The sequence below is a fragment of the Luteimonas sp. RIT-PG2_3 genome, assembly GCF_054902115.1.
Window position 1 is genome coordinate 289,446 of the sequence record NZ_JBUBPF010000005.1, and the last position, 17,691, is coordinate 307,136.

A 17,691-nucleotide genomic window follows, 5' to 3' on the forward strand; every position below is an offset into this window, starting at 1 on the left:
TGCGCTGACCTGAGCACGCTCAACTCAGCGCGCTCAGTTGAGCCTGCTGAATTGCCTGCTGACTTGAGCGTGCTGTGCCGATCGCACTGCGCCGGTCGCGCCAGCCTGATCGACGGCCGCGGCCGACGCCCGGGAGCGGGCAGGCCCTTGGGATTCCTGCGACACTTCGGCCTCGCCCCCCGCCATTGCCGTGCCCGGATGCGCTCCACGCCACCGCCAGACCTGCGTCCACCGCCGACTGCGGCCGATGACGACACCGCCCCTGCCCTGCGGGCGCCGCCGGACGTCGAATGGTGCCGCCGCGGCGAGGTCCGCGTCGAGAAGTTCCAGGAGGCCGCGATCGAGGTCTTCCTCGAAAAGGGCTATCGCAGCGCGCGCCTGACCGACATCGTCGCCCATGCCGGCGGTTCGATGACCACGCTGTACCGCGCCTTCGGCGACAAGGAAGGCCTGCTGCACGCGATCATGCGCGAGAGCATCGCCAAGTTCGGCGAAGGACTGGAGATGCTCGACAAGTCCGGACTGACGCCCGAACACGCGCTGCCGATCGCCGCCGAGCGCATGGTCGCCGAGATCCTGTCGCCGCCGCACATGGTCACCCATCGCATCGTCTTCGCCGAAGGCCTGGCGTTCCCGGGCCTGCGCGACTGGTTCTACAAGCACGGCATCGCCCCGGCCCAGCAGCAGCTGTGCCGCTATTTCGAGCGCGAGCGCGACGCCGGCCGGCTGCGGGTCGAAGCCCCCGATATCGCCGCTAGCCAGTTCTACATGATGGTCTTCGGCGGCGTGATCCTGCGCAGTATCAACGGCATGCTGTCGCCGGCCGACATTCCGGAGATGCAGGCGCAGGCCCGCCAGGCGGTCGCGGTGTTTCTGCACGGACTGCTGCCGCGCTGACGCCGGCCCGCGCCGCAACAGGGCTCGCGGGTGGTCGCCGCTGCCGGTACCCGCACGGCGCGCACGCTGGACACCCCGGATATGCCGACCCTCTTGGCCCCTGCGACAATCCGTGACTTGGCCGCACCGGTCAAGTCTGGGAAAATGCCGGGTCAAGCCAAGGCGACCGCGGATCCTGCGGCCGTAGTGCCGTCCTTTCCCGTGTCGGCACCCCCACAGCGAGCGATGTGATGTCCAAGATGAACCCGCTGGTCCGCTGGTTCCACCAACTCGGTTCACCTCCCACCTTCGACCGCTTCGCGGCCCGCTGGGCGCCCTGGGGTTACGGGCTGGGCCTGCTGACGATGGCGATCGGCGCCTATCTCGGACTGTTCCGGGTCCCGGCCGACTACCAGCAGGGCGACAGCTTCCGGATCCTCTACATCCATGTGCCCAGTGCCTGGATGAGCATGCTGGTATTCGGATTGATGGCGCTGTACGCGGCCATCGCGCTGGTCTGGCGCATCAAGCTGTGCGAGATCCTGGCGATGGCCTGCGCCCCGGTCGGCGCGGCCTTCACCGTGATCACGCTGGCCACCGGCAGCATCTGGGGCAAGCCGATGTGGGGCACCTGGTGGGACTGGGACCCGCGCCTGACCACCGAGCTGATCCTGCTGTTCCTGTACCTGGGCGTGATGGGACTCTATGGCGCCATCGAGGACCGCCGCGCCGCAGCGCGCGCCGCGGGGCTGCTGGCGATCATCGGCGTGGTGATGCTGCCGATCATCCGGTACTCGGTGGTCTGGTGGAACTCGCTGCACCAGGGCCAGACGATCCGCGTGTTCGGCGAATCGTCGATGGACGCGAGCATGATGCCGCCGCTGATCTGGATGCTGATCGGCACCAAGCTGTGGTTCATCGGTTCGCTGCTGGCGCGCGCGCGCGCCGACAACCTGCGGCGCGAGTCCGGCAAGGACTGGGTGCGGTCACTGGTCGAGGCGTCCCGATGAGCGAGGCACTCCGATGAGCTATGCCAACTACGTCTACGCCGCCTACGCGGTGTTCGTCGCGGTCCTGCTGTGGGACTTCGTCGTGCCACGCATCCAGACCCGGCAACTGCTGCGCGCGGTGCGCGTACTGGCAGCGCGCCAGGCCGCGCGTGTGCAATCCCATGAATCCAGCGCCAGCGCCTCCGGCGCCGGCGACACGGAGCTGAAACGATGAACCCCACCCGCCGGCGCCGCCTGTGGTTCGTGATCGCGCTGGTCGTGGCCGCCGCGATCGCCGCCGTGCTGATCGCGATGGCCCTGCAGCGCAACATCGCCTACCTGTACACGCCCAACGAAATCCTCAGCGGCACCGCCGGTAGCGCGGTGTCGTCGGGCGAAGCGCGCTTCCGCCTCGGCGGCATGGTCTCGGCCGATTCGTTCCAGCGTCCGCCGGGTTCGATGGAAGCGCATTTCCGCGTCACCGATGGCGACGCCGAGCTGCCGGTGGTGTTCTCGGGCATCCTGCCCGACCTGTTCCGCGAAAAGCAGGCGGTGGTCGCCACCGGCCGCATGCGCGACGGCACCTTCGTCGCCGAGGAAGTGCTGGCCAAGCACGACGAGACCTACGTGCCCAAGGAGGTCGCCGACAAGATGGGCCTGGCGCACCAGAAGCACAACGTCGCGACCCCGGCCGTTCCCACCCAGGACGCTCCGTAAGTGCTGCCCGAGCTCGGACAGGTCGCCCTGATCCTCGCCCTGCTGTTCGCCCTGTTGCAGGGCGTGCTGCCGCTGGCGGGTGCGCAACGCGGCAAGGACAGCTGGATGCGGGTCGCGATGCCCGCCGCGCATGCGCAGACGCTGCTGGTGTTGGCCGCCTATGTCGCGCTGACCACTGCGTTCGTGACCCAGGACTTCTCGGTCAAGTACGTCGCCAGCAACTCGAACTCGCTGCTGCCGCTGGTCTACCGCTACACCGCCGTCTGGGGCTCGCACGAGGGCTCGCTGCTGCTGTGGGCCCTGATGCTGAGCCTGTGGAACAGCGCGGTGGCGCTGTTCTCGACGCAGTTGCCGCCCAGCGTCCGCTCACGCGTGCTCGGCGTCATCGGCTTGGTCGCGGTCGGCTTCCTGTCGTTCATGCTGTTCACGTCCAATCCCTTCGATCGCCTGCTGCCGGCCGCGCTCGAAGGCCATGACCTGAATCCGCTGCTGCAGGATCCGGGCATGATCATCCACCCGCCGATGCTGTACATCGGCTACATCGGCTTCGTGGTGCCTTTCGCGTTCGCGATCGCCGGCCTGCTCGATGGCCGCATCGACAATCGCTGGCTGCGCTGGACGCGGCCGTGGACCAACGTCGCCTGGGGCTTCCTGACGATCGGCATCTTCCTGGGATCGTGGTGGGCGTACTACGAACTGGGCTGGGGCGGCTGGTGGTTCTGGGATCCGGTCGAGAACGCCAGCTTCATGCCCTGGCTCGCCGGCGCGGCGCTGATCCATTCGCAGGCCGTCACCGAGAAGCGCGGCAGCTTCAACAGCTGGACGCTGCTGCTGGCGATCGCGACGTTCTCGCTGTCGCTGCTGGGCGCGTTCCTGGTGCGCTCGGGCGTGCTGACCAGCGTGCATTCGTTCGCCGCCGATCCGTCGCGCGGGCTGTTCATCCTGGCGTTCCTGGCGATCGTCATCGGCAGCTCGCTGCTGCTGTACATCCTGCGCGCGCCCAAGCTCGAAGACGGCAAGCCGTTCGCTGCGTCGTCGCGCGAGACCCTGCTGCTGCTCAACAACCTGCTGCTGACCTCGGCCTGCGCGATGGTGCTGCTGGGCACGCTGTATCCGTTGCTGGCCGACGCGCTGGACCTGGGCAAGATCTCGGTCGGGCCGCCCTACTTCGGCCTGCTGTTCCTGGTGCTGATGACGCCGCTGGTGCTGCTGATCCCGTTCGGCCCGCTGACGCGCTGGCAGAGCGAACAGGCGTCCAAGCCTATCGCGATGCTGGCGCCGTGGCTGGTGCTGGCGGCGATCGCCGCGCTGATCGCGTACTTCCTGGCCCCGCAGGGCCCGCTGAAGACCGCCGCCGGCGTCGGCGCCGCGGTCTGGGTGGCCGCCGGCACGCTGCGCTTCGTCTGGACACGGCTGCAGAGCAGCGGCAAACGCTTCACGCCCGAGATGCTCGGCATGGTCATCGGCCACCTCGGCGTCGCGGTGTTCCTGGTCGGCGCACTGCTGGTCGAAGCCCAGAATGTCCTGCGCGAAGTGCCGATGACCACCGGCCAGACCGTCGACATCGGCCACTACAGTTTCCGCTTCGATGGCGTCGAACAGGTGCAAGGCCCCAACTACCTGGCCGACCGCGGCCACGTGCAGGTCTTCCGCGACGGTCGCGAACTGGTGCTGCTGCATCCTGAAAAGCGCGCCTACGCCAGCGGTGGGCAGGTCATGACCGACGCAGGCATCAAGGCCGGCATTACCGCCGACGTCTTCGTTGCGCTCGGCGAACCGCTGGGTGCGGCCAGCGTGCCGGGACAGACCGCGCCGGCCACCGAAACCTGGGCCGTGCGCCTGCATATCAAGCCGTTCGTGCGCTGGATCTGGGCCGGTGCCCTGCTGATGGCGCTCGGCGGTTTCGTCTCTGCCACCGATCGCCGGTTCCGCAAGCCGGTGGGAGCGCCGCGATGAACACACCCACCCCGTCGCCGGAGACCGGCAACCGCCGCAAGACCCTCGCGGCGATCATCGTCGTGGTGTTCGTCGCGCTGCTGGGCCTGCTGCTGTACGGCGTGCTGCAGTCCGACCGCGCCGACCGCGAATCGCTGCCATCGCCGCTGATCGGCAAGCCTGCCCCTGAGTTCTCGCTGCCGGTGCTGCACGAGCCCGATCGCATGGTCAGCGCCGCCGACCTGCGCGGCCAGCCCTACGTGCTCAACGTCTGGGGCAGCTGGTGCCCGGCCTGCCAGGTCGAGCATCCGGTGCTGGCGCGGTTCGCCGGGACCAAGCGCGTGCGCGTGATCGGCTACAACTGGAAGGACGAGCGCGAGGATGCCCTGCGCTGGCTGGCCAAGTTCGGCAATCCGTACTGGCTGGTGCTGACCGATTACGAGGGCCGCAGTGCGATCGACTGGGGCATCTACGGTGCGCCCGAAACCTTCCTCGTGGACGGCAACGGCACCATCGCCTGGAAGTTCGTGGGGCCGGTGACCGATGCGGTCATTGCCGAGCAGCTGTTGCCGGCACTGGAGCGGATCGAACGGGAGGCGAAGTGAATCGCGTGGCAGCCGGAAGCCGGCGGCTTGCCCACCTGGCGCTGTGGTTCGCGCTGGCTGTCTTCGCACTGTCGACGTCGCCGGTCTTTGCGCAGGCAGGCCATGATCCGACGCCGCTGGCGTTCCAGGATCGCGCCGAAGAGCAGCGCTTCCACGGGCTGGTCAGCGAGCTGCGTTGCGTGATGTGCCAGAACCAGTCGCTGGCCGATTCCAATGCGCAGATCGCGCAGGACCTGCGCCGCGAAGTCTTCGAGCTGATGCGCCAGGGCCGCAGCGATCGCGAGATCAAGGCGTTCCTGGTCCAGCGCTATGGCGAGTTCGTGCTGTACAAACCGCCATTCGGCGCGTCCACCTGGCTGCTGTGGCTGGGGCCGGCCTTGCTGTTGCTGATCGGTGGCGCGGTCGTGGTGCACATCGTGCGCCGCCGTTCGCGTACGCCGGTCGCCCCCGATCCCGACCAGGAATGGTGATGACCTACGTGTTCTTTGCGCTGATGCTGGTGGCTGCGCTGGCGCTGACCGCCTGGGTGTCCTGGCCGGTCCGACGCGGTTCGCCTGCGCTGTACGGCGGCATCCTCGTCACGATTCCGGTGCTGGCGTTCGCGCTGTACCAGATCCTCGGCACCCCGGCCGCGATCGATGCGCCGGCGCCGAAACCGGTCGACGTCGCCGCGCAGGGCGGACAGGCCGACAGCCCCGAGTCGCTGTCGGCGGCGATCGAGGAACTCAAGGCCGCCCTCGAACGCGAACCCAACCAGCCCGAAGGCTGGGCGCTGCTGGCGCGCTCGCATGCCGCGCAGGGCGAGTTCGAACAGGCCCGCGACGCCTATGCGCGCGCCCTGCAACTGGCCCCCGACGAGCCGGTGCTGATCGTCGAGACCGCGCAGGCGCGCGCGCAGGCCGATCCGCAGAACCGTTTCGACGACGAATCCGTCGGCATGCTGCGCAAGGCGATCGCGATCCAGCCCGAGAACCAGCGCGCACGCTGGTTCCTGGGCATCGCGCAGCGCCAGCGTGGCGAAGACGCCGAAGCCGCCCGCACCTGGGAATCCCTGCTGCCGCAGGTCGATGCGCGGACCGCCGCCAGCCTGCGTCCGCAGATCGACGAGGCGCGCGCCGCCGCCGGCCTCGCGCCGTTGCCGCCGGCTGCCGCCACCCCGCCGGACACCGCCGGCGCCGCGCATGCCATCGCCGTCAAGGTCAGCCTCGATCCGGACTTCGCGTCGCGCGTGCGGTTGCGCGGCGACACCACGGTCTTCGTCATCGCGCGCATTCCGGGAGGCCCGCCCATGCCGGTCGCTGCCGTCAAGCACAGCCTGCAGGACCTGCCGTTGCAGGTCACGCTGGACGACAGCAACAGCCCGATGCCGACGCAGAAGCTGTCGAGCCTCGACGAAGTCGAAGTGTTCGCGCGGCTGTCGGCCAGCGGCAACGCCATGCGCCAGGACGGCGACATCGACACCGCGCCGGTCCGCGTCAAGCTGCCGACCAGCGCAGGCATTGAACTGGTGCTCGGCAAGCAGCCCTGAGAACCTGTCCACGCTCTTGCTGCGCTTGCCATCTGGCGCGCGTGCCGTGCTCGGTGGCTCATGTACCTGCACGTACACCGCGCTTTCTGCCTGCTCTTCACGGGTATGCACCCCACGCGTCACCTGGCTGCGCTCGTGACAGACTTTGAACAGGTTCTGAGGCGCGGCGGTTCGCGCGCGTCATCGCCACACTGGCCTCACCTACCGCATCCTTCCGGCTTTATCATCGCGCCATGACCGAATTCATCCCCGTCGGCACCCGCTGGTTCGACCTGCCCTCGCCTTTCCGGATGAAGCGGGGCGGCAGCCTGCTGCAGGCGCGCGTCGCCTATGAAACCTGGGGCACGCTGGATGCCGACGGCGGCAATGCGATCCTGATCGTCACCGGCCTGTCGCCGGACGCGCATGCCGCCCGCAACGAACACGACCCGCAGCCCGGCTGGTGGGAAGCCATGCTCGGCCCCGGCAAGCCGATCGATACCGACCGCTGGTTCGTCATCTGCGTCAACTCGCTGGGCAGCTGCAAGGGATCGACCGGACCGGCCTCGATCAATCCCGCGACCGGCGCGCTGTATCGCCTCGATTTCCCGGACCTGTCGGTCGAAGACGGCGCCGATGCCGCCGCGCATGTCGTGCGCGCGCTCGGCATCGCGCAACTGGCCTGCGTGATCGGCAACTCGATGGGCGGCATGACCGCACTGTCGCTGCTGGCGCGCCACGCCGGCATCGCGCGCAGCCATATCAATATCTCCGGCGCAGCGCGTGCGTTGCCGTTCTCGATCGCGATCCGCTCGTTGCAGCGCGAAGCGATCCGACTGGATCCCAACTGGAACAACGGCGGCTACGACGACGCGCATTACCCCGAGAGCGGCATGCGCATGGCGCGCAAGCTCGGCGTCATCACCTATCGCTCGGCGCTGGAATGGGACGGCCGTTTCGGCCGCGTGCGCCTGGAATCCGACCGTCGCGACGACGAGGATCCGTTCGGCCTGGAATTCGAGGTCGAAAGCTATCTCGAAGGCCATGCCCGCCGCTTCGTGCGCAATTTCGACCCCAACAGCTATCTGTACCTGAGCCGCTCGATGGACTGGTTCGACATCGGCGAAAGCTGCGTTTCCGATACCGACACCGGCCTGGCCCGCCTGCAGATCGCCAAGGCGCTCGCGATCGGCGTGCACACCGACATCCTGTTCCCGCTGCAGCAACAACAGCAGATCGCCGATGGCCTGCGTGCCGGCGGCTGCGACGCCGATTTCCTGGCGCTGCCGTCCCCGCAGGGCCATGACGCGTTCCTGGTCGACTTCGACCGCTTCGGCCCTGCCGTGGCCGGATTCCTGGCGACGATCTGACGGCGCCCGCCGCCGCGCCCGTCCCCGGGCGGGTTCTGCGCTGCAACATCATTTGGATCCATCCATGGCTAGAATGGCCCGCATGGATGATCGTTCCCCGTCGGCACCCCTGCCGGGCGTGCCGTTCCCAGGAAGCCCGCGCTTCATCGCGGCCGTGGATGCTGCCGTGTCCAGCGGCGACGAACACGCGGTGACCGCAGCGCTGCGGACCACGCTGTGCACGCTGATCCGTGACCCCGACATCCATCTGCCCGACTGCGTCTACGCGCCGATCGAAGGCCACTACGCCCGCCGCGAGCTCTACCGCAGCGCCGAACACGGTTACAGCATCGTCGCCATGACCTGGGGCCCCGGCCAGGGTACGCCGCTGCACGACCACTGCGGCCTGTGGTGCGTCGAAGGCGTCTGGCATGGCGAGCTGGAGATCACCCAGTACGAACTGCTGACGAGCGAAGGCGACCGTTGCCGCTTCCGTCCCGCCAACGGCATGCAGGCCATGACCGGCAGCGCCGGCAGCCTGATCCCGCCGCACGAGTACCACACCATCGGCAACACCAGCCGCGACCAGGTCGCGATCTCGGTGCACGTCTACCAGGCACCGATCGAGCACTGCTGCAAGTTCGAGCCCGAGGGCGACGACTGGTACGTCCGCACGGACGCCCGGCTGTCGGTGGACGTGCCGGCCTGAAGCAGGCCCTGGCCGGTCGTTCCGGCGCGCCCATCTGTTCGGGTATACTGCGCGGCCGCGCCGGTGTGGCGGAATGGTAGACGCAGGGGATTCAAAATCCCCCGGCAGTGATGTCGTGTAGGTTCGAGTCCTATCACCGGTACCAGGAAATTGTTGGTGTCACAGCGCTTTCAAGATTTACTCGATGACGGGCCTGCGGGCCCGTTTTTCGTTTGACGGACAGGGATCGACGGCACGATGCCGCGTCCCCGCGCATGCCGTCGCCGCGTTGCGCCATCATGTGCATTCCGTCCGCCGGATCCCGATTCGACATGACCGCGCCCGCGTCCCCCCTGCATCCGCGCCTCGGCGTCGGTGTCCTGATCGTCCGCGACGGACAGGTGCTGCTGATGCAGCGACGCTGCGATCCCGAAGCCGGCAGTTGGGGGTTGCCGGGTGGCAAGGTCGACTGGATGGAAACGGCCGAGCATGCGGCACGGCGTGAAGTCGACGAGGAGCTCGGCATCGCGCTGCACGAGATCCGGCTGCTGTGCGTGACCGACCAGATCGACCCGGTCCATGCACGCCACTGGTTCGCTCCGGTCTACCTGTCGGAGGAATTCAGCGGCGAACCCCGCATCGTCGAACCCGACAAGCACGCGACGCTGGGATGGTGCCTGCCCGACCAGGCGCCCGGACCGTTGACGATGAGCGCGCACGCGGCATTGGCCGCCTGGCAGGCCTTGCCGAAACTGGCCTGACCCTTCGATCCATCTATCTGGCGACTGCTGTTACGCCGGGACCGGATCGGATGGATTGAAGCGGTCACAACCCGAATGCGCCGCACGCGCAACACAGCATTGCCGGGTTTTGTCGCGGATGGCACGCGCGTTCGACGAGCCGATCGTCGACAATGCCAGGGTCATGAATACCCCACACTCCTCGCCCTGGGCGGGCCGCATCCTGGTCCTGCTCGGCATCCTGCTGTCTGCCTTCAACCTGCGCACCGCCGTGACGTCGCTGACGCCATTGCTGGACACACTGGGCGACACCTTCGGCTTCGGTTCGACGATGACCGGCGTGTTCGGCATGGTGCCGACCGCCGCGTTTGCGTTGTTTGGAGTCCTGACCCCGCGCATCGCGCACCGCATCGGACTCGAGCGCACGGCGCTGCTGTCGATGGCGCTGGCCGCGAGCGGCCTGCTGATGCGCTCGTTCGCCGACAGCACGTGGGGACTGCTCGGCGGATCGGCGGTCGCACTGGCCGGCATGGGCATCGGCAACGTCGTGCTGCCGCCGCTGGTCAAGCGCTATTTCCCCGACAAGGTCGGCACGGTCAGCACGCTGTACATCACCATCCTGCAGATCGGCACGATGCTGCCGGCGCTGGCGGCCGTCCCGGTGGCGCAGGCCGCCGGCTGGCGGGTATCGCTGGGCGTCTGGTCGCTGGTGGCGGTCGCGGCGGCGCTGTCGTGGCTGGCGGTGATGTGGCAGGAGCGGCAGCGCGGCAACGTGCTCGCCAACCTGCACGACCATGCCGTGCAGCCCGGCGACGAGGCCCCCGAGCTGGTACAGCCGCCGGCACGCGGCAAGGTCTGGCGTTCGCCGCTGGCCTGGGGCATGAGCCTGATGTTCGGTATGACCTCGCTGATCACCTACACGATGTTCACCTGGCTGCCGAAGCTGCTGGCCGAGTCCGGCGCCAGCCAGGCCTTCGGCGGCACGATGACCGCGCTGTTCTCGGCGCTCGGCCTGCTGGGCGCATTGACGATCCCGGCGATCGCGGTGCGCGTGCGCAATCCTTTCCCGCTGGTGATCGGCTGCACGCTCGCCTACGCCGTCGCGTTCACCGGCCTGCTGCTGGCGCCGATGCAATGGCCGGTGCTGTGGGTGGTGATGCTGGGGCTGGGCCCGAGCACGTTCCCGCTGTCGCTGACGCTGATCAACCTGCGCACGCGCACGCATGGCGGTTCGGCGGCGATGTCGGGCTTCATGCAGGGCGTCGGCTACAGCCTGAGCTGCCTGGGCCCGCTGCTGTTCGGCATGCTGCACGATGCCAGCCACGGCTGGGCCCTGCCGTTCGCGTTCCTGGCCCTCTGCGTGGTGGTGATGGTGTTCGGCGCATGGCAGGCCTGCCGCCCACGGATGCTGGAAGATCACTGGTGATCGGGCGCCAGCTCGCGACTGGCCCGACTCAGTAGCGCAGCCAGCCGGTGATCGACAGCCGTGACGCCTGCACGAACGGCGCCACTGACGTGACCAGGTGCGGGACCGGCACCTCGAACAGCGCCAGTGTGTTGAAGCGTGGCATCACGACCTCGTCCACGCCTCCATCGGCCGCGATGAACTGCAGTTGTCCGCCATGGTCGGCAGACCAGTCGCGACTCAGGCCGAGCACATAGGCCGCGAGCCGCTGCTTGCCGTCGGCATGATCGTCATGCTGCGTCAGGTAATGGCCGCGGCGATACCGGGTCATCTGCCCGTCGGCGAAACGGATCCGTGCGAACCCCGTCACACGACGCGTCAGCGCGACGAAGGCGTCGCCCCCCAGCAGGTGCTGCATCGCCAAGGCACGGGGGTCCGACGGCACACCGGTGTAATCGGGATCTGCCAGCGGATAACGCTCGTACAGATACTGGAAGCCGGCGCGGGCCTCGACGCTGATCAGCGCATCCAGTTCGGCGCGCTTGGCCGGATCGATCATGTCCATCTGTGCGGCATCGAAATTGCGATGCACGCCGGCCACGCGGGTCACCAGGGCCCATTCGCGCCAGTCGCGCAGGCAGGCATGCAATGCATCGGCGAAGCCGCGTTCCAGCAGGTCGGGAACGATCACGCGGCGACGTTGTGCGAAGGTCGCGGCCAGTGCATCGACGTCTTGCCGCGGCGCCAGCAGCGCCCCGGTTCCGGCAGCAGGATCGTAATGGAAGGCTGGCACGGCTTCGGACATGATCGCGACCCAGGATGACGGGATGGATGATGGGATGGACAACGTTGCAACGCGCCGTTCGCCCGGCCGACGCAGCGTCCGCCCCGCAACGACGGCGGCCAACGAGCAGGCCGGCACTTGGCATCGGGTAGGCGCCACGATGCCCAAGCATAGCGCCCGTCCACGTCACCCGCTCGGACGGCACCGCCCTGCGCTCCCGCGCAGTGGGCAATGAACGGATTACACCCAAAGTCGCAGCACGTCGACATCCATCCCGGCGTGGACGCGTTAACCTGCGTAGATCGCACGCGGCCACGATCATCACGCCACATGTCCCCTGCCATCTCCTCCCCCAGCCCGCACCTCAGCCACGTCGTCGGCGACACCGCGCAACCCCTCCTCGACGACACGATCGGCGTGCTGCTGCAGCGCATCAGTGCCCGTTGGCCATCGCAGCCCGCGCTGGTGGTGCCGCCGCAGCAGGTGCGCTGGGACTGGCAGCAACTCGACCAGCGCGTGAGCCGGCTGGCCGCCGGCCTGCTTGCCCTTGGCCTGCAGCCGGGCGATCGCATCGGCATCTGGTCGCTCAATCGCGCGGAATGGGTGCTGATGCAGTTCGCGACCGCGCGTGCCGGACTGGTACTGGTCAACATCAACCCCGCCTACCGCACGCATGAACTCGCGCACGCGCTGACCTCGGTCGACTGTGCGGCGCTGGTGTTGGCGCCACGCTTCAAGACCTCGCAGTACCTGGACATGTTGCGCGAACTGGCGCCCGAGCTCGATGACGCGCAGCCGGGCCGGTTGCAGGCGGCCAGGCTCCCGGCGTTGCGGCATGTGCTGGTCCTCGGCGATGGCCCGCACGATGGCGACGCGCGGCACGAGACCACGCCCGTGCCGGGCTGCTGGCGCTTCGACGATGTCGCGTCCTGCGCCGATGCGCATTGGCATGCACGCGTGGCGCACCTGCAGTCCTCGCTGTCGCCGCACGATGCGATCAACATCCAGTTCACGTCGGGCACCACGGGCTCGCCCAAGGGCGCGACGCTGAGCCACCACAACATCGTCAACAACGGCTGGTTCATCGGCGAGCGCATGCGCCTGGACCAGCACGACCGGCTGTGCATCCCGGTGCCTTTCTACCACTGCTTCGGCATGGTGCTCGGCAACCTGGCCTGCGTGACCCATGGCGCCTGCATGGTCATTCCCGGCGAAGGCTTCGATCCGCTGGTCACGCTGCAAACCGTGCAACAGGAACGCTGCACGGCCCTGCACGGCGTGCCGACGATGTTCATCGCGATGCTCGACCACCCCGATTTCGGCCGCTTCGACCTGTCGACGCTGCGCACCGGCATCATGGCCGGCTCGCCGTGCCCGATCGAGGTCATGAAGCGCGTGGTCGCGACGATGCACATGCAGGACATCACCATCGCCTACGGCATGACCGAGACCAGCCCGGTCAGCTTCCAGACCACGCCCAACGATCCGCTGGACCGGCGCGTGGATTCGGTCGGCCGCATCCACCCGCATGTCGAGGTCCGCATCGTCGATGGCGACGGCGCCATCGTCGGGCGCGGCGACACCGGCGAGCTGCTGACACGCGGTTACTCGGTGATGCAGGGCTACTGGAACGATCCGCAACGCACCGCCGAGGCCCTCGACGGCGAGGGCTGGATGCATACCGGCGACCTGGCCACGATCGACGACCAGGGCTATTGCCGCATCGTCGGCCGGCTCAAGGACATGCTGATCCGCGGCGGCGAGAACATTTACCCGCGCGAGGTCGAGGAATTCCTGTACACGCATCCGCAGATCGCCGACGTGCAGGTCTTCGGCGTGCCGGATGCGAAGTTCGGCGAGGAAGTCTGCGCCTGGGTGCGATTGACCGAAGGTGCCGACTGCAGTGAAGACGACATCCGTGCGTTCTGCAGGGGGCGCATCGCGCACCACAAGATTCCGCGCTACGTCCGTTTCGTCGACAGTTTCCCGATGACGATCACCGGCAAGATCCAGAAGTACCTGATGCGCGAGGACATGACCCGGCAGTTGGACCAGGCCGGCGACTGAGGTGCGGGGCACAGGCATGCCTGCGCGCCCGCGTCGGCCGGTTGTGGAACGCGGCGGATCCGCAGCATGCACTAGTTTGGCGCATGCGCCGTTCACGATGGCAGGCGCGGCAGCACAAGACCAGGTCGAATGCCGCGCCGGCAGGCGCGGCGGCAAACTGCCAACTCAAATGCCGCGCCGGCAGGCGCGGCACATCGGGCCTTTCGTCAGACGACGGCGGTGACGACGATCTCGACCTTCCACGCCGGGTTGGCCAGGCGCGCTTCGACGGTCGCGCGCGAGGGCGCATTGCCGGGGATGACCCAGGCGTCCCACGCGGCATTCATGCCGGCAAAATCGGCGACGTCGGCGAGGTAGATCTGCGCGCGCAGGATCCTGCTCTTGTCGCTGCCGGCCTTGGCCAGCAATGCGTCGATCTCGGCCAGGACCTGCTCGGTCTGTCCGGTGATGTCCGCGGTCGCGTCTTCCGGAATCTGGCCCGCCAGATAGATCACGCCGTTGTGGATGCTGGCTTCGGACATGCGGGGGCCGGCGTCGATGCGCCGGATCTCAGTGGAGGTCGCCATGTTGGGAGGTCTGTGTTGGGAAAGGGCCCGACACGGTAGGGTGCCCGGCCGTCGACGGCAAGGGTGGCCACGCAATCCCGACAGGATTTCACGCGCCCGCCATCGCATGCAGCCTATTGTTCGCGCGCGCAGACGCAGGATCGGACGCCGGCTGCGGGCGGCAGGCTCAAGGCGACCAGCGGCGTGCCGTCCGGTCGGGCTGGGGCTACCATTGTGTGAACCACGTCACGTCTGCTGGGAATCGCCATGCGTCCTGCCCTGCTCGCCCTTGCTCTCGCCCTCCCCGTACTTGCCCTGACCGCCTGCGACGATGACGTGGTGGTGGCGGGCCCGCTGCTGCCGCAGACATCGGCGCCGGCCGCCTCCGGCGCCGCAATGACGGTCTCCGCGCGCGGCAGCGCCCAGGACCAGGCCAAGGAAGAAGCCACCAACAACCCGACCGGCAACGCGGCGCCGGCCCGCGTCACTGCGGGCGCCGAGCCTGCAGCGGTGGGGTCCCAGGTTACCGGCGGCGTCCTGCCCGCACGCCTGGTCCCGACCGCCCCGCAGGACCACACCTTCGTCTACACCGACTTCGCCCGCTTCGAGAATCCCTGGGCGATGACCTTCCTGCCCGATGGCCGCATGCTGATCACCGAGCGTCCGGGGCGCCTGCGCCTGTTCAATCCGGCGACGCGGCAGACGGGCACCATCAGTGGCGTGCCGGCGGTGGTCGTCAGCGGCCAGGCCGGTATGGGCGACGTGATCCTGCACCCGCAGTACGCCAGCAACCGCCTGATCTACCTGAGCTATGCCGAAGGCAGCATGTCCAGCAATGGCGCCGCCGTGGCGCGTGCGCAGCTCACCCTCGATGCCAACGGCAATGGCAGCCTGTCCAACTTCAGCGTGATCTGGCGGCAGAATCCCAAGGTGTCGAGCACGGCCCACCTCAGCCAGAAACTGGCGTTCGATTCGGCCGGCAAGCTGTGGATCACCTCCGGCGAGCGCCAGTACTCGGACCAGGCGCAGAACATGCAGTCCAACCTCGGCAAGGTCGTGCGCCTCAACGACGACGGCAGCGTGCCCAGCGACAACCCCTTCTACAGCCAGGGCGGCGTGACCGCGCAGATATGGTCGCTGGGCCATCGCAATCCGCTGGGCATCGCGTTCGACGCGCAGGGCCGGCTGTGGGAACACGAGATGGGCCCCAAGGGCGGCGACGAGCTGAACCTGATCGAGCGCGGCAAGAACTACGGCTGGCCGATCGTCTCCAACGGCGACAACTACGACGGCACGCCGATCCCGCGCCACAGCACGCGGCCCGAGTTCGAGGCACCGAAAGCGTTCTGGAATCCGGTGATCTCGCCGGCAGGCCTGATCATCTATTCGGGCAACCTGTTCACCGGCTATCGCGGCGACGCCTTCATCGGCGGGCTGTCGTCGCAGTCGCTGGTGCAGATCCGCTTCAATGGGACGACCGCGCGCGAGTACAAGCGCTACGCCATGGGCGCGCGCATCCGCGAGGTCGAACAGGGCCCCGATGGCGCGATCTGGGTGCTCGAGGACGACTACACCGGCCGCCTGCGCAAGATCACCGCGCAGTAGCGCACGTCCGCTTGGGCCGGGCAAGCGTCTGCGCGAGCTTGCTATGCTGCGGCCCATGCAGCCAGCCCATTCCGACGGTGTCCAGGCCGCCTCCGCGCGCGTCGCCCTGCCATGTGCCTGATCGCAATCGCCTGGAAGGTGCATGAGGATTATCCGCTGGCGCTGATCGCCAATCGCGACGAGTTCCATGCGCGCCCGACCGCCGCCGCGGACTTCGATCCCGATGCCGCGGACGTCTACGGCGGACGCGACCTGCAACAAGGCGGCAGCTGGTTGATGGCCTCGCGCGCCGGCCGTCTCGCGGCAGTCACCAATGTCCGCAGCGGCCTGCACGCAGCGCCCGCGCCGCTGTCGCGTGGCTGGCTGGTCAGGGACTTCATGCGCACGGACCTCGACGCCCGCAGCTTCGCCGAAGGTTTGCGCGATACCGCCCACGACCATGGCGCCTTCAACCTGCTGTTGTGGGATGGCACGGCCCTGCTGTTTGCCAGCAACCATCCCCGGTTCTCGGTGGCGGCCGTGTCGCCCGGTATCCATGCGATGTCCAACGGCGCCTTCGATGCGCCCTGGCCCAAGAGCACGCATGCCACCCGCGCCTTGCAGCAGTGGCTGGAGACGGCGCAAGTTGAAGACGCGCCGCCGATCGAATCCCGGATCGGACCACTGTATCGCGCTCTCGCCGATACCACGATCGCCCCCGACGACGCGCTGCCCGACACCGGCGTCGGGCTGGCGCTGGAACGCAAGCTGTCGCCCGCCTTCGTGTCGGGAACCGACTACGGCACGCGGTGCAGCACCATCGTGCTGGCGGACACGCGCAGGATCTTCTTCGGCGAGCGCAGGTATGGTCCCGATGCGCTGCACCTGGGCGACTCCCGGCAATGGCTGACGCTGCGACCGGCGCAGTAACCGCCCGGCGTCACCGCAACCTCTGCGTCAGCCGTCCAGCCACACGGTCGCTCGCACGGCGTTTGCGACATCCGTGCGGGCGTATATGAAGAAGGCCCAGTCCGTCGGATCTCTCCGGCTGGCTGAGCCTTCCAATGCCGAAGTTGTGGATGTCCTGCTGACGCATTCCATCTGTGTTCTTCGACAGCTGTAGATTGCGCCTGCATGCGTTAGGCGCGCGTCAACAAAACGACCGTCCATCGGTTGAATACACACAAGACGTCCAGATGCGCAACGGCGACGCATTGCCCTAGACGGAACTGCCGCCCCATGGCCACCAGCCGCGTCCGCTGCGGGCATAGCGGTCGGCCGCACGCTCGAAGCGGTTGCGCACACTGATCCCGCCACACAGGAAATACAGCGGCAGGAACAGCGGCCCAAGCACCATGTACTGGTAGACATGCGCGCGCTCATGGTCGCCAAGCAGGATCGATGGCTCCTCGCCATGGCCTGCGCGATGGGCATAGGTCGTACAGGACGTATCCAGACTGTCGCCGGTATGCACGATGACATTGCCCAGCGTCATCGCCCCACCCGGTCCCCAGGGCCAGTGGTGGAACACCAGCGCACGCTCGCGCCGGTTCACGCGCAGGCGTGCGCCGGACGCCAGTCCGGCGGCACCGAGCAGCAAGCCGACGACGCTATTGGGCAACGTCCAGATCGCGCCGACCGCGAACAGGCAGCGGCCGATCCAGGCAGGGGCCGGCGTCGCATCCGACACCGTTCGATTCAATCGTCGCCTTCCGGGATCAGCAGCCACAGCACCAGGTAGACCAGGATGCCGGGGAACGCCACCGAGACCGCCGCCCCGATGACGTACAGCACGCGGACGAGAGTCGGGTTCCAGCCGAAGCGCCGGGCGATGCCGCCCAGGACACCGGCAAGGACGCGGTCATTGATGGAGCGGGCCAGCTTGGGGTTCGACATCGTT

Annotated in this window: 19 protein-coding genes and 1 tRNA gene; 16 read left to right on the plus strand and 4 right to left on the minus strand. The window is 68.0% G+C overall.

The window, feature by feature from the left end; genetic code table 11:
* Nucleotides 1–198 precede the first annotated feature (198 nt).
* From ACYX7E_RS10450 to ACYX7E_RS10510, 13 genes are all read left to right on the plus strand, one after another.
* Complete coding sequence (locus ACYX7E_RS10450) at nucleotides 199–897, plus strand: TetR/AcrR family transcriptional regulator (RefSeq protein ID WP_462080516.1); 699 nt, start codon at nucleotides 199–201, stop codon at nucleotides 895–897.
* Nucleotides 898–1,136: 239 nt separating this feature from the next.
* The gene (locus ACYX7E_RS10455) at nucleotides 1,137–1,886 is read left to right on the plus strand and encodes a heme ABC transporter permease (protein ID WP_462080642.1); all 750 of its coding nucleotides are present in this window, start codon (nucleotides 1,137–1,139) and stop codon (nucleotides 1,884–1,886) included.
* Between the two features lie 13 nt (nucleotides 1,887–1,899).
* A complete protein-coding gene (gene ccmD / locus ACYX7E_RS10460) occupies nucleotides 1,900–2,100 on the plus strand; it encodes a heme exporter protein CcmD (protein ID WP_462080517.1) in 201 nt (66 codons plus the stop codon).
* Nucleotides 2,097–2,582 (plus strand): cytochrome c maturation protein CcmE, encoded by a 486-nt coding sequence (ccmE, locus tag ACYX7E_RS10465; RefSeq protein WP_462080518.1) that lies wholly within the window; start codon nucleotides 2,097–2,099, stop codon nucleotides 2,580–2,582. The genes ccmD and ccmE overlap by 4 nt, the downstream gene beginning before the upstream one ends.
* Nucleotides 2,583–4,538, plus strand: a complete 1,956-nt coding sequence (locus ACYX7E_RS10470; RefSeq protein WP_462080519.1) for a heme lyase CcmF/NrfE family subunit — start codon at nucleotides 2,583–2,585, stop codon at nucleotides 4,536–4,538.
* Complete coding sequence (locus tag ACYX7E_RS10475) at nucleotides 4,535–5,122, plus strand: DsbE family thiol:disulfide interchange protein (protein WP_462080520.1); 588 nt, start codon at nucleotides 4,535–4,537, stop codon at nucleotides 5,120–5,122. Before ACYX7E_RS10470 ends, ACYX7E_RS10475 begins: the two co-directional genes overlap by 4 nt.
* 41 nt (nucleotides 5,123–5,163) lie before the next feature.
* Entirely contained in the window at nucleotides 5,164–5,592 is a 429-nt protein-coding gene (locus ACYX7E_RS10480) for a cytochrome c-type biogenesis protein (protein WP_462080643.1), read from the plus strand.
* The gene (locus ACYX7E_RS10485) at nucleotides 5,586–6,650 is read left to right on the plus strand and encodes a tetratricopeptide repeat protein (protein WP_462080521.1); all 1,065 of its coding nucleotides are present in this window, start codon (nucleotides 5,586–5,588) and stop codon (nucleotides 6,648–6,650) included. The genes ACYX7E_RS10480 and ACYX7E_RS10485 overlap by 7 nt, the downstream gene beginning before the upstream one ends.
* A gap of 233 nt (nucleotides 6,651–6,883) precedes the next feature.
* Complete coding sequence (metX, locus tag ACYX7E_RS10490; RefSeq protein WP_462080522.1) at nucleotides 6,884–7,999, plus strand: homoserine O-acetyltransferase MetX; 1,116 nt, start codon at nucleotides 6,884–6,886, stop codon at nucleotides 7,997–7,999.
* Between the two features lie 82 nt (nucleotides 8,000–8,081).
* Nucleotides 8,082–8,687, plus strand: a complete 606-nt coding sequence (locus ACYX7E_RS10495) for a cysteine dioxygenase family protein (protein WP_462080523.1) — start codon at nucleotides 8,082–8,084, stop codon at nucleotides 8,685–8,687.
* Between the two features lie 59 nt (nucleotides 8,688–8,746).
* A tRNA-Leu gene (locus tag ACYX7E_RS10500) sits at nucleotides 8,747–8,832 on the plus strand.
* A gap of 166 nt (nucleotides 8,833–8,998) precedes the next feature.
* On the plus strand, nucleotides 8,999–9,427 hold the full coding sequence (locus ACYX7E_RS10505; RefSeq protein ID WP_462080524.1) for an NUDIX domain-containing protein: 429 nt from the start codon (nucleotides 8,999–9,001) through the stop codon (nucleotides 9,425–9,427).
* Between the two features lie 163 nt (nucleotides 9,428–9,590).
* Complete coding sequence (locus tag ACYX7E_RS10510) at nucleotides 9,591–10,832, plus strand: CynX/NimT family MFS transporter (RefSeq protein WP_462080644.1); 1,242 nt, start codon at nucleotides 9,591–9,593, stop codon at nucleotides 10,830–10,832.
* 28 nt (nucleotides 10,833–10,860) lie between these two features.
* On the opposite strand, the gene ACYX7E_RS10515 is transcribed toward ACYX7E_RS10510, so the two are convergent.
* On the minus strand, nucleotides 10,861–11,616 hold the full coding sequence (locus ACYX7E_RS10515; RefSeq protein ID WP_462080525.1) for a 2OG-Fe(II) oxygenase: 756 nt from the start codon (nucleotides 11,614–11,616) through the stop codon (nucleotides 10,861–10,863).
* 309 nt (nucleotides 11,617–11,925) lie between these two features.
* On the opposite strand from ACYX7E_RS10515, the gene ACYX7E_RS10520 reads away from it, so the two are divergent.
* Nucleotides 11,926–13,662: an AMP-binding protein gene (locus ACYX7E_RS10520; RefSeq protein WP_462080526.1), complete on the plus strand. Its 1,737-nt coding sequence runs from the start codon at nucleotides 11,926–11,928 to the stop codon at nucleotides 13,660–13,662.
* A 206-nt stretch (nucleotides 13,663–13,868) separates the two neighbouring features.
* Here the strand turns inward: ACYX7E_RS10520 and ACYX7E_RS10525 are convergent, their stop codons facing one another.
* Nucleotides 13,869–14,228, minus strand: a complete 360-nt coding sequence (locus ACYX7E_RS10525) for a RidA family protein (protein WP_462080527.1) — start codon at nucleotides 14,226–14,228, stop codon at nucleotides 13,869–13,871.
* Between the two features lie 246 nt (nucleotides 14,229–14,474).
* On the opposite strand from ACYX7E_RS10525, the gene ACYX7E_RS10530 reads away from it, so the two are divergent.
* Both ACYX7E_RS10530 and ACYX7E_RS10535 read left to right on the plus strand, forming a co-directional pair.
* Nucleotides 14,475–15,812 carry a PQQ-dependent sugar dehydrogenase gene (locus tag ACYX7E_RS10530; protein WP_462080528.1) on the plus strand — a complete coding sequence of 446 codons (1,338 nt, stop codon included), beginning with the start codon at nucleotides 14,475–14,477 and terminating at the stop codon, nucleotides 15,810–15,812.
* 111 nt (nucleotides 15,813–15,923) lie between these two features.
* Entirely contained in the window at nucleotides 15,924–16,721 is a 798-nt protein-coding gene (locus tag ACYX7E_RS10535; RefSeq protein ID WP_462080529.1) for an NRDE family protein, read from the plus strand.
* Nucleotides 16,722–17,010: 289 nt separating this feature from the next.
* Here ACYX7E_RS10535 and ACYX7E_RS10540 read toward each other — a convergent pair whose 3' ends face one another.
* Nucleotides 17,011–17,481, minus strand: a complete 471-nt coding sequence (locus ACYX7E_RS10540; RefSeq protein WP_462080530.1) for a hypothetical protein — start codon at nucleotides 17,479–17,481, stop codon at nucleotides 17,011–17,013.
* Between the two features lie 8 nt (nucleotides 17,482–17,489).
* Nucleotides 17,490–17,687, minus strand: coding sequence for a PspC domain-containing protein (locus tag ACYX7E_RS10545; RefSeq protein WP_462080531.1), 198 nt, complete (start codon nucleotides 17,685–17,687; stop codon nucleotides 17,490–17,492).
* Between the last annotated feature and the right edge of the window lie 4 nt (nucleotides 17,688–17,691).

Coding starts and splice junctions, on each gene's coding strand:
- ACYX7E_RS10505 (WP_462080524.1), top strand. CDS start 8,999: ATGACCGCGCCCGCGTCCCCCCTGCATCCGCGCCTCGGCGTCGGTGTC.
- ACYX7E_RS10530 (WP_462080528.1), top strand. CDS start 14,475: ATGCGTCCTGCCCTGCTCGCCCTTGCTCTCGCCCTCCCCGTACTTGCC.
- ACYX7E_RS10475 (WP_462080520.1), top strand. CDS start 4,535: ATGAACACACCCACCCCGTCGCCGGAGACCGGCAACCGCCGCAAGACC.
- ACYX7E_RS10450 (WP_462080516.1), top strand. CDS start 199: ATGCGCTCCACGCCACCGCCAGACCTGCGTCCACCGCCGACTGCGGCC.
- ACYX7E_RS10455 (WP_462080642.1), top strand. CDS start 1,137: ATGAACCCGCTGGTCCGCTGGTTCCACCAACTCGGTTCACCTCCCACC.
- ccmE (WP_462080518.1), top strand. CDS start 2,097: ATGAACCCCACCCGCCGGCGCCGCCTGTGGTTCGTGATCGCGCTGGTC.
- ACYX7E_RS10495 (WP_462080523.1), top strand. CDS start 8,082: ATGGATGATCGTTCCCCGTCGGCACCCCTGCCGGGCGTGCCGTTCCCA.
- ACYX7E_RS10535 (WP_462080529.1), top strand. CDS start 15,924: ATGTGCCTGATCGCAATCGCCTGGAAGGTGCATGAGGATTATCCGCTG.
- ccmD (WP_462080517.1), top strand. CDS start 1,900: ATGAGCTATGCCAACTACGTCTACGCCGCCTACGCGGTGTTCGTCGCG.
- ACYX7E_RS10525 (WP_462080527.1), bottom strand. CDS start 14,228: ATGGCGACCTCCACTGAGATCCGGCGCATCGACGCCGGCCCCCGCATG.
- ACYX7E_RS10510 (WP_462080644.1), top strand. CDS start 9,591: ATGAATACCCCACACTCCTCGCCCTGGGCGGGCCGCATCCTGGTCCTG.
- ACYX7E_RS10485 (WP_462080521.1), top strand. CDS start 5,586: ATGGTGATGACCTACGTGTTCTTTGCGCTGATGCTGGTGGCTGCGCTG.
- ACYX7E_RS10515 (WP_462080525.1), bottom strand. CDS start 11,616: ATGTCCGAAGCCGTGCCAGCCTTCCATTACGATCCTGCTGCCGGAACC.
- metX (WP_462080522.1), top strand. CDS start 6,884: ATGACCGAATTCATCCCCGTCGGCACCCGCTGGTTCGACCTGCCCTCG.
- ACYX7E_RS10520 (WP_462080526.1), top strand. CDS start 11,926: ATGTCCCCTGCCATCTCCTCCCCCAGCCCGCACCTCAGCCACGTCGTC.
- ACYX7E_RS10545 (WP_462080531.1), bottom strand. CDS start 17,687: ATGTCGAACCCCAAGCTGGCCCGCTCCATCAATGACCGCGTCCTTGCC.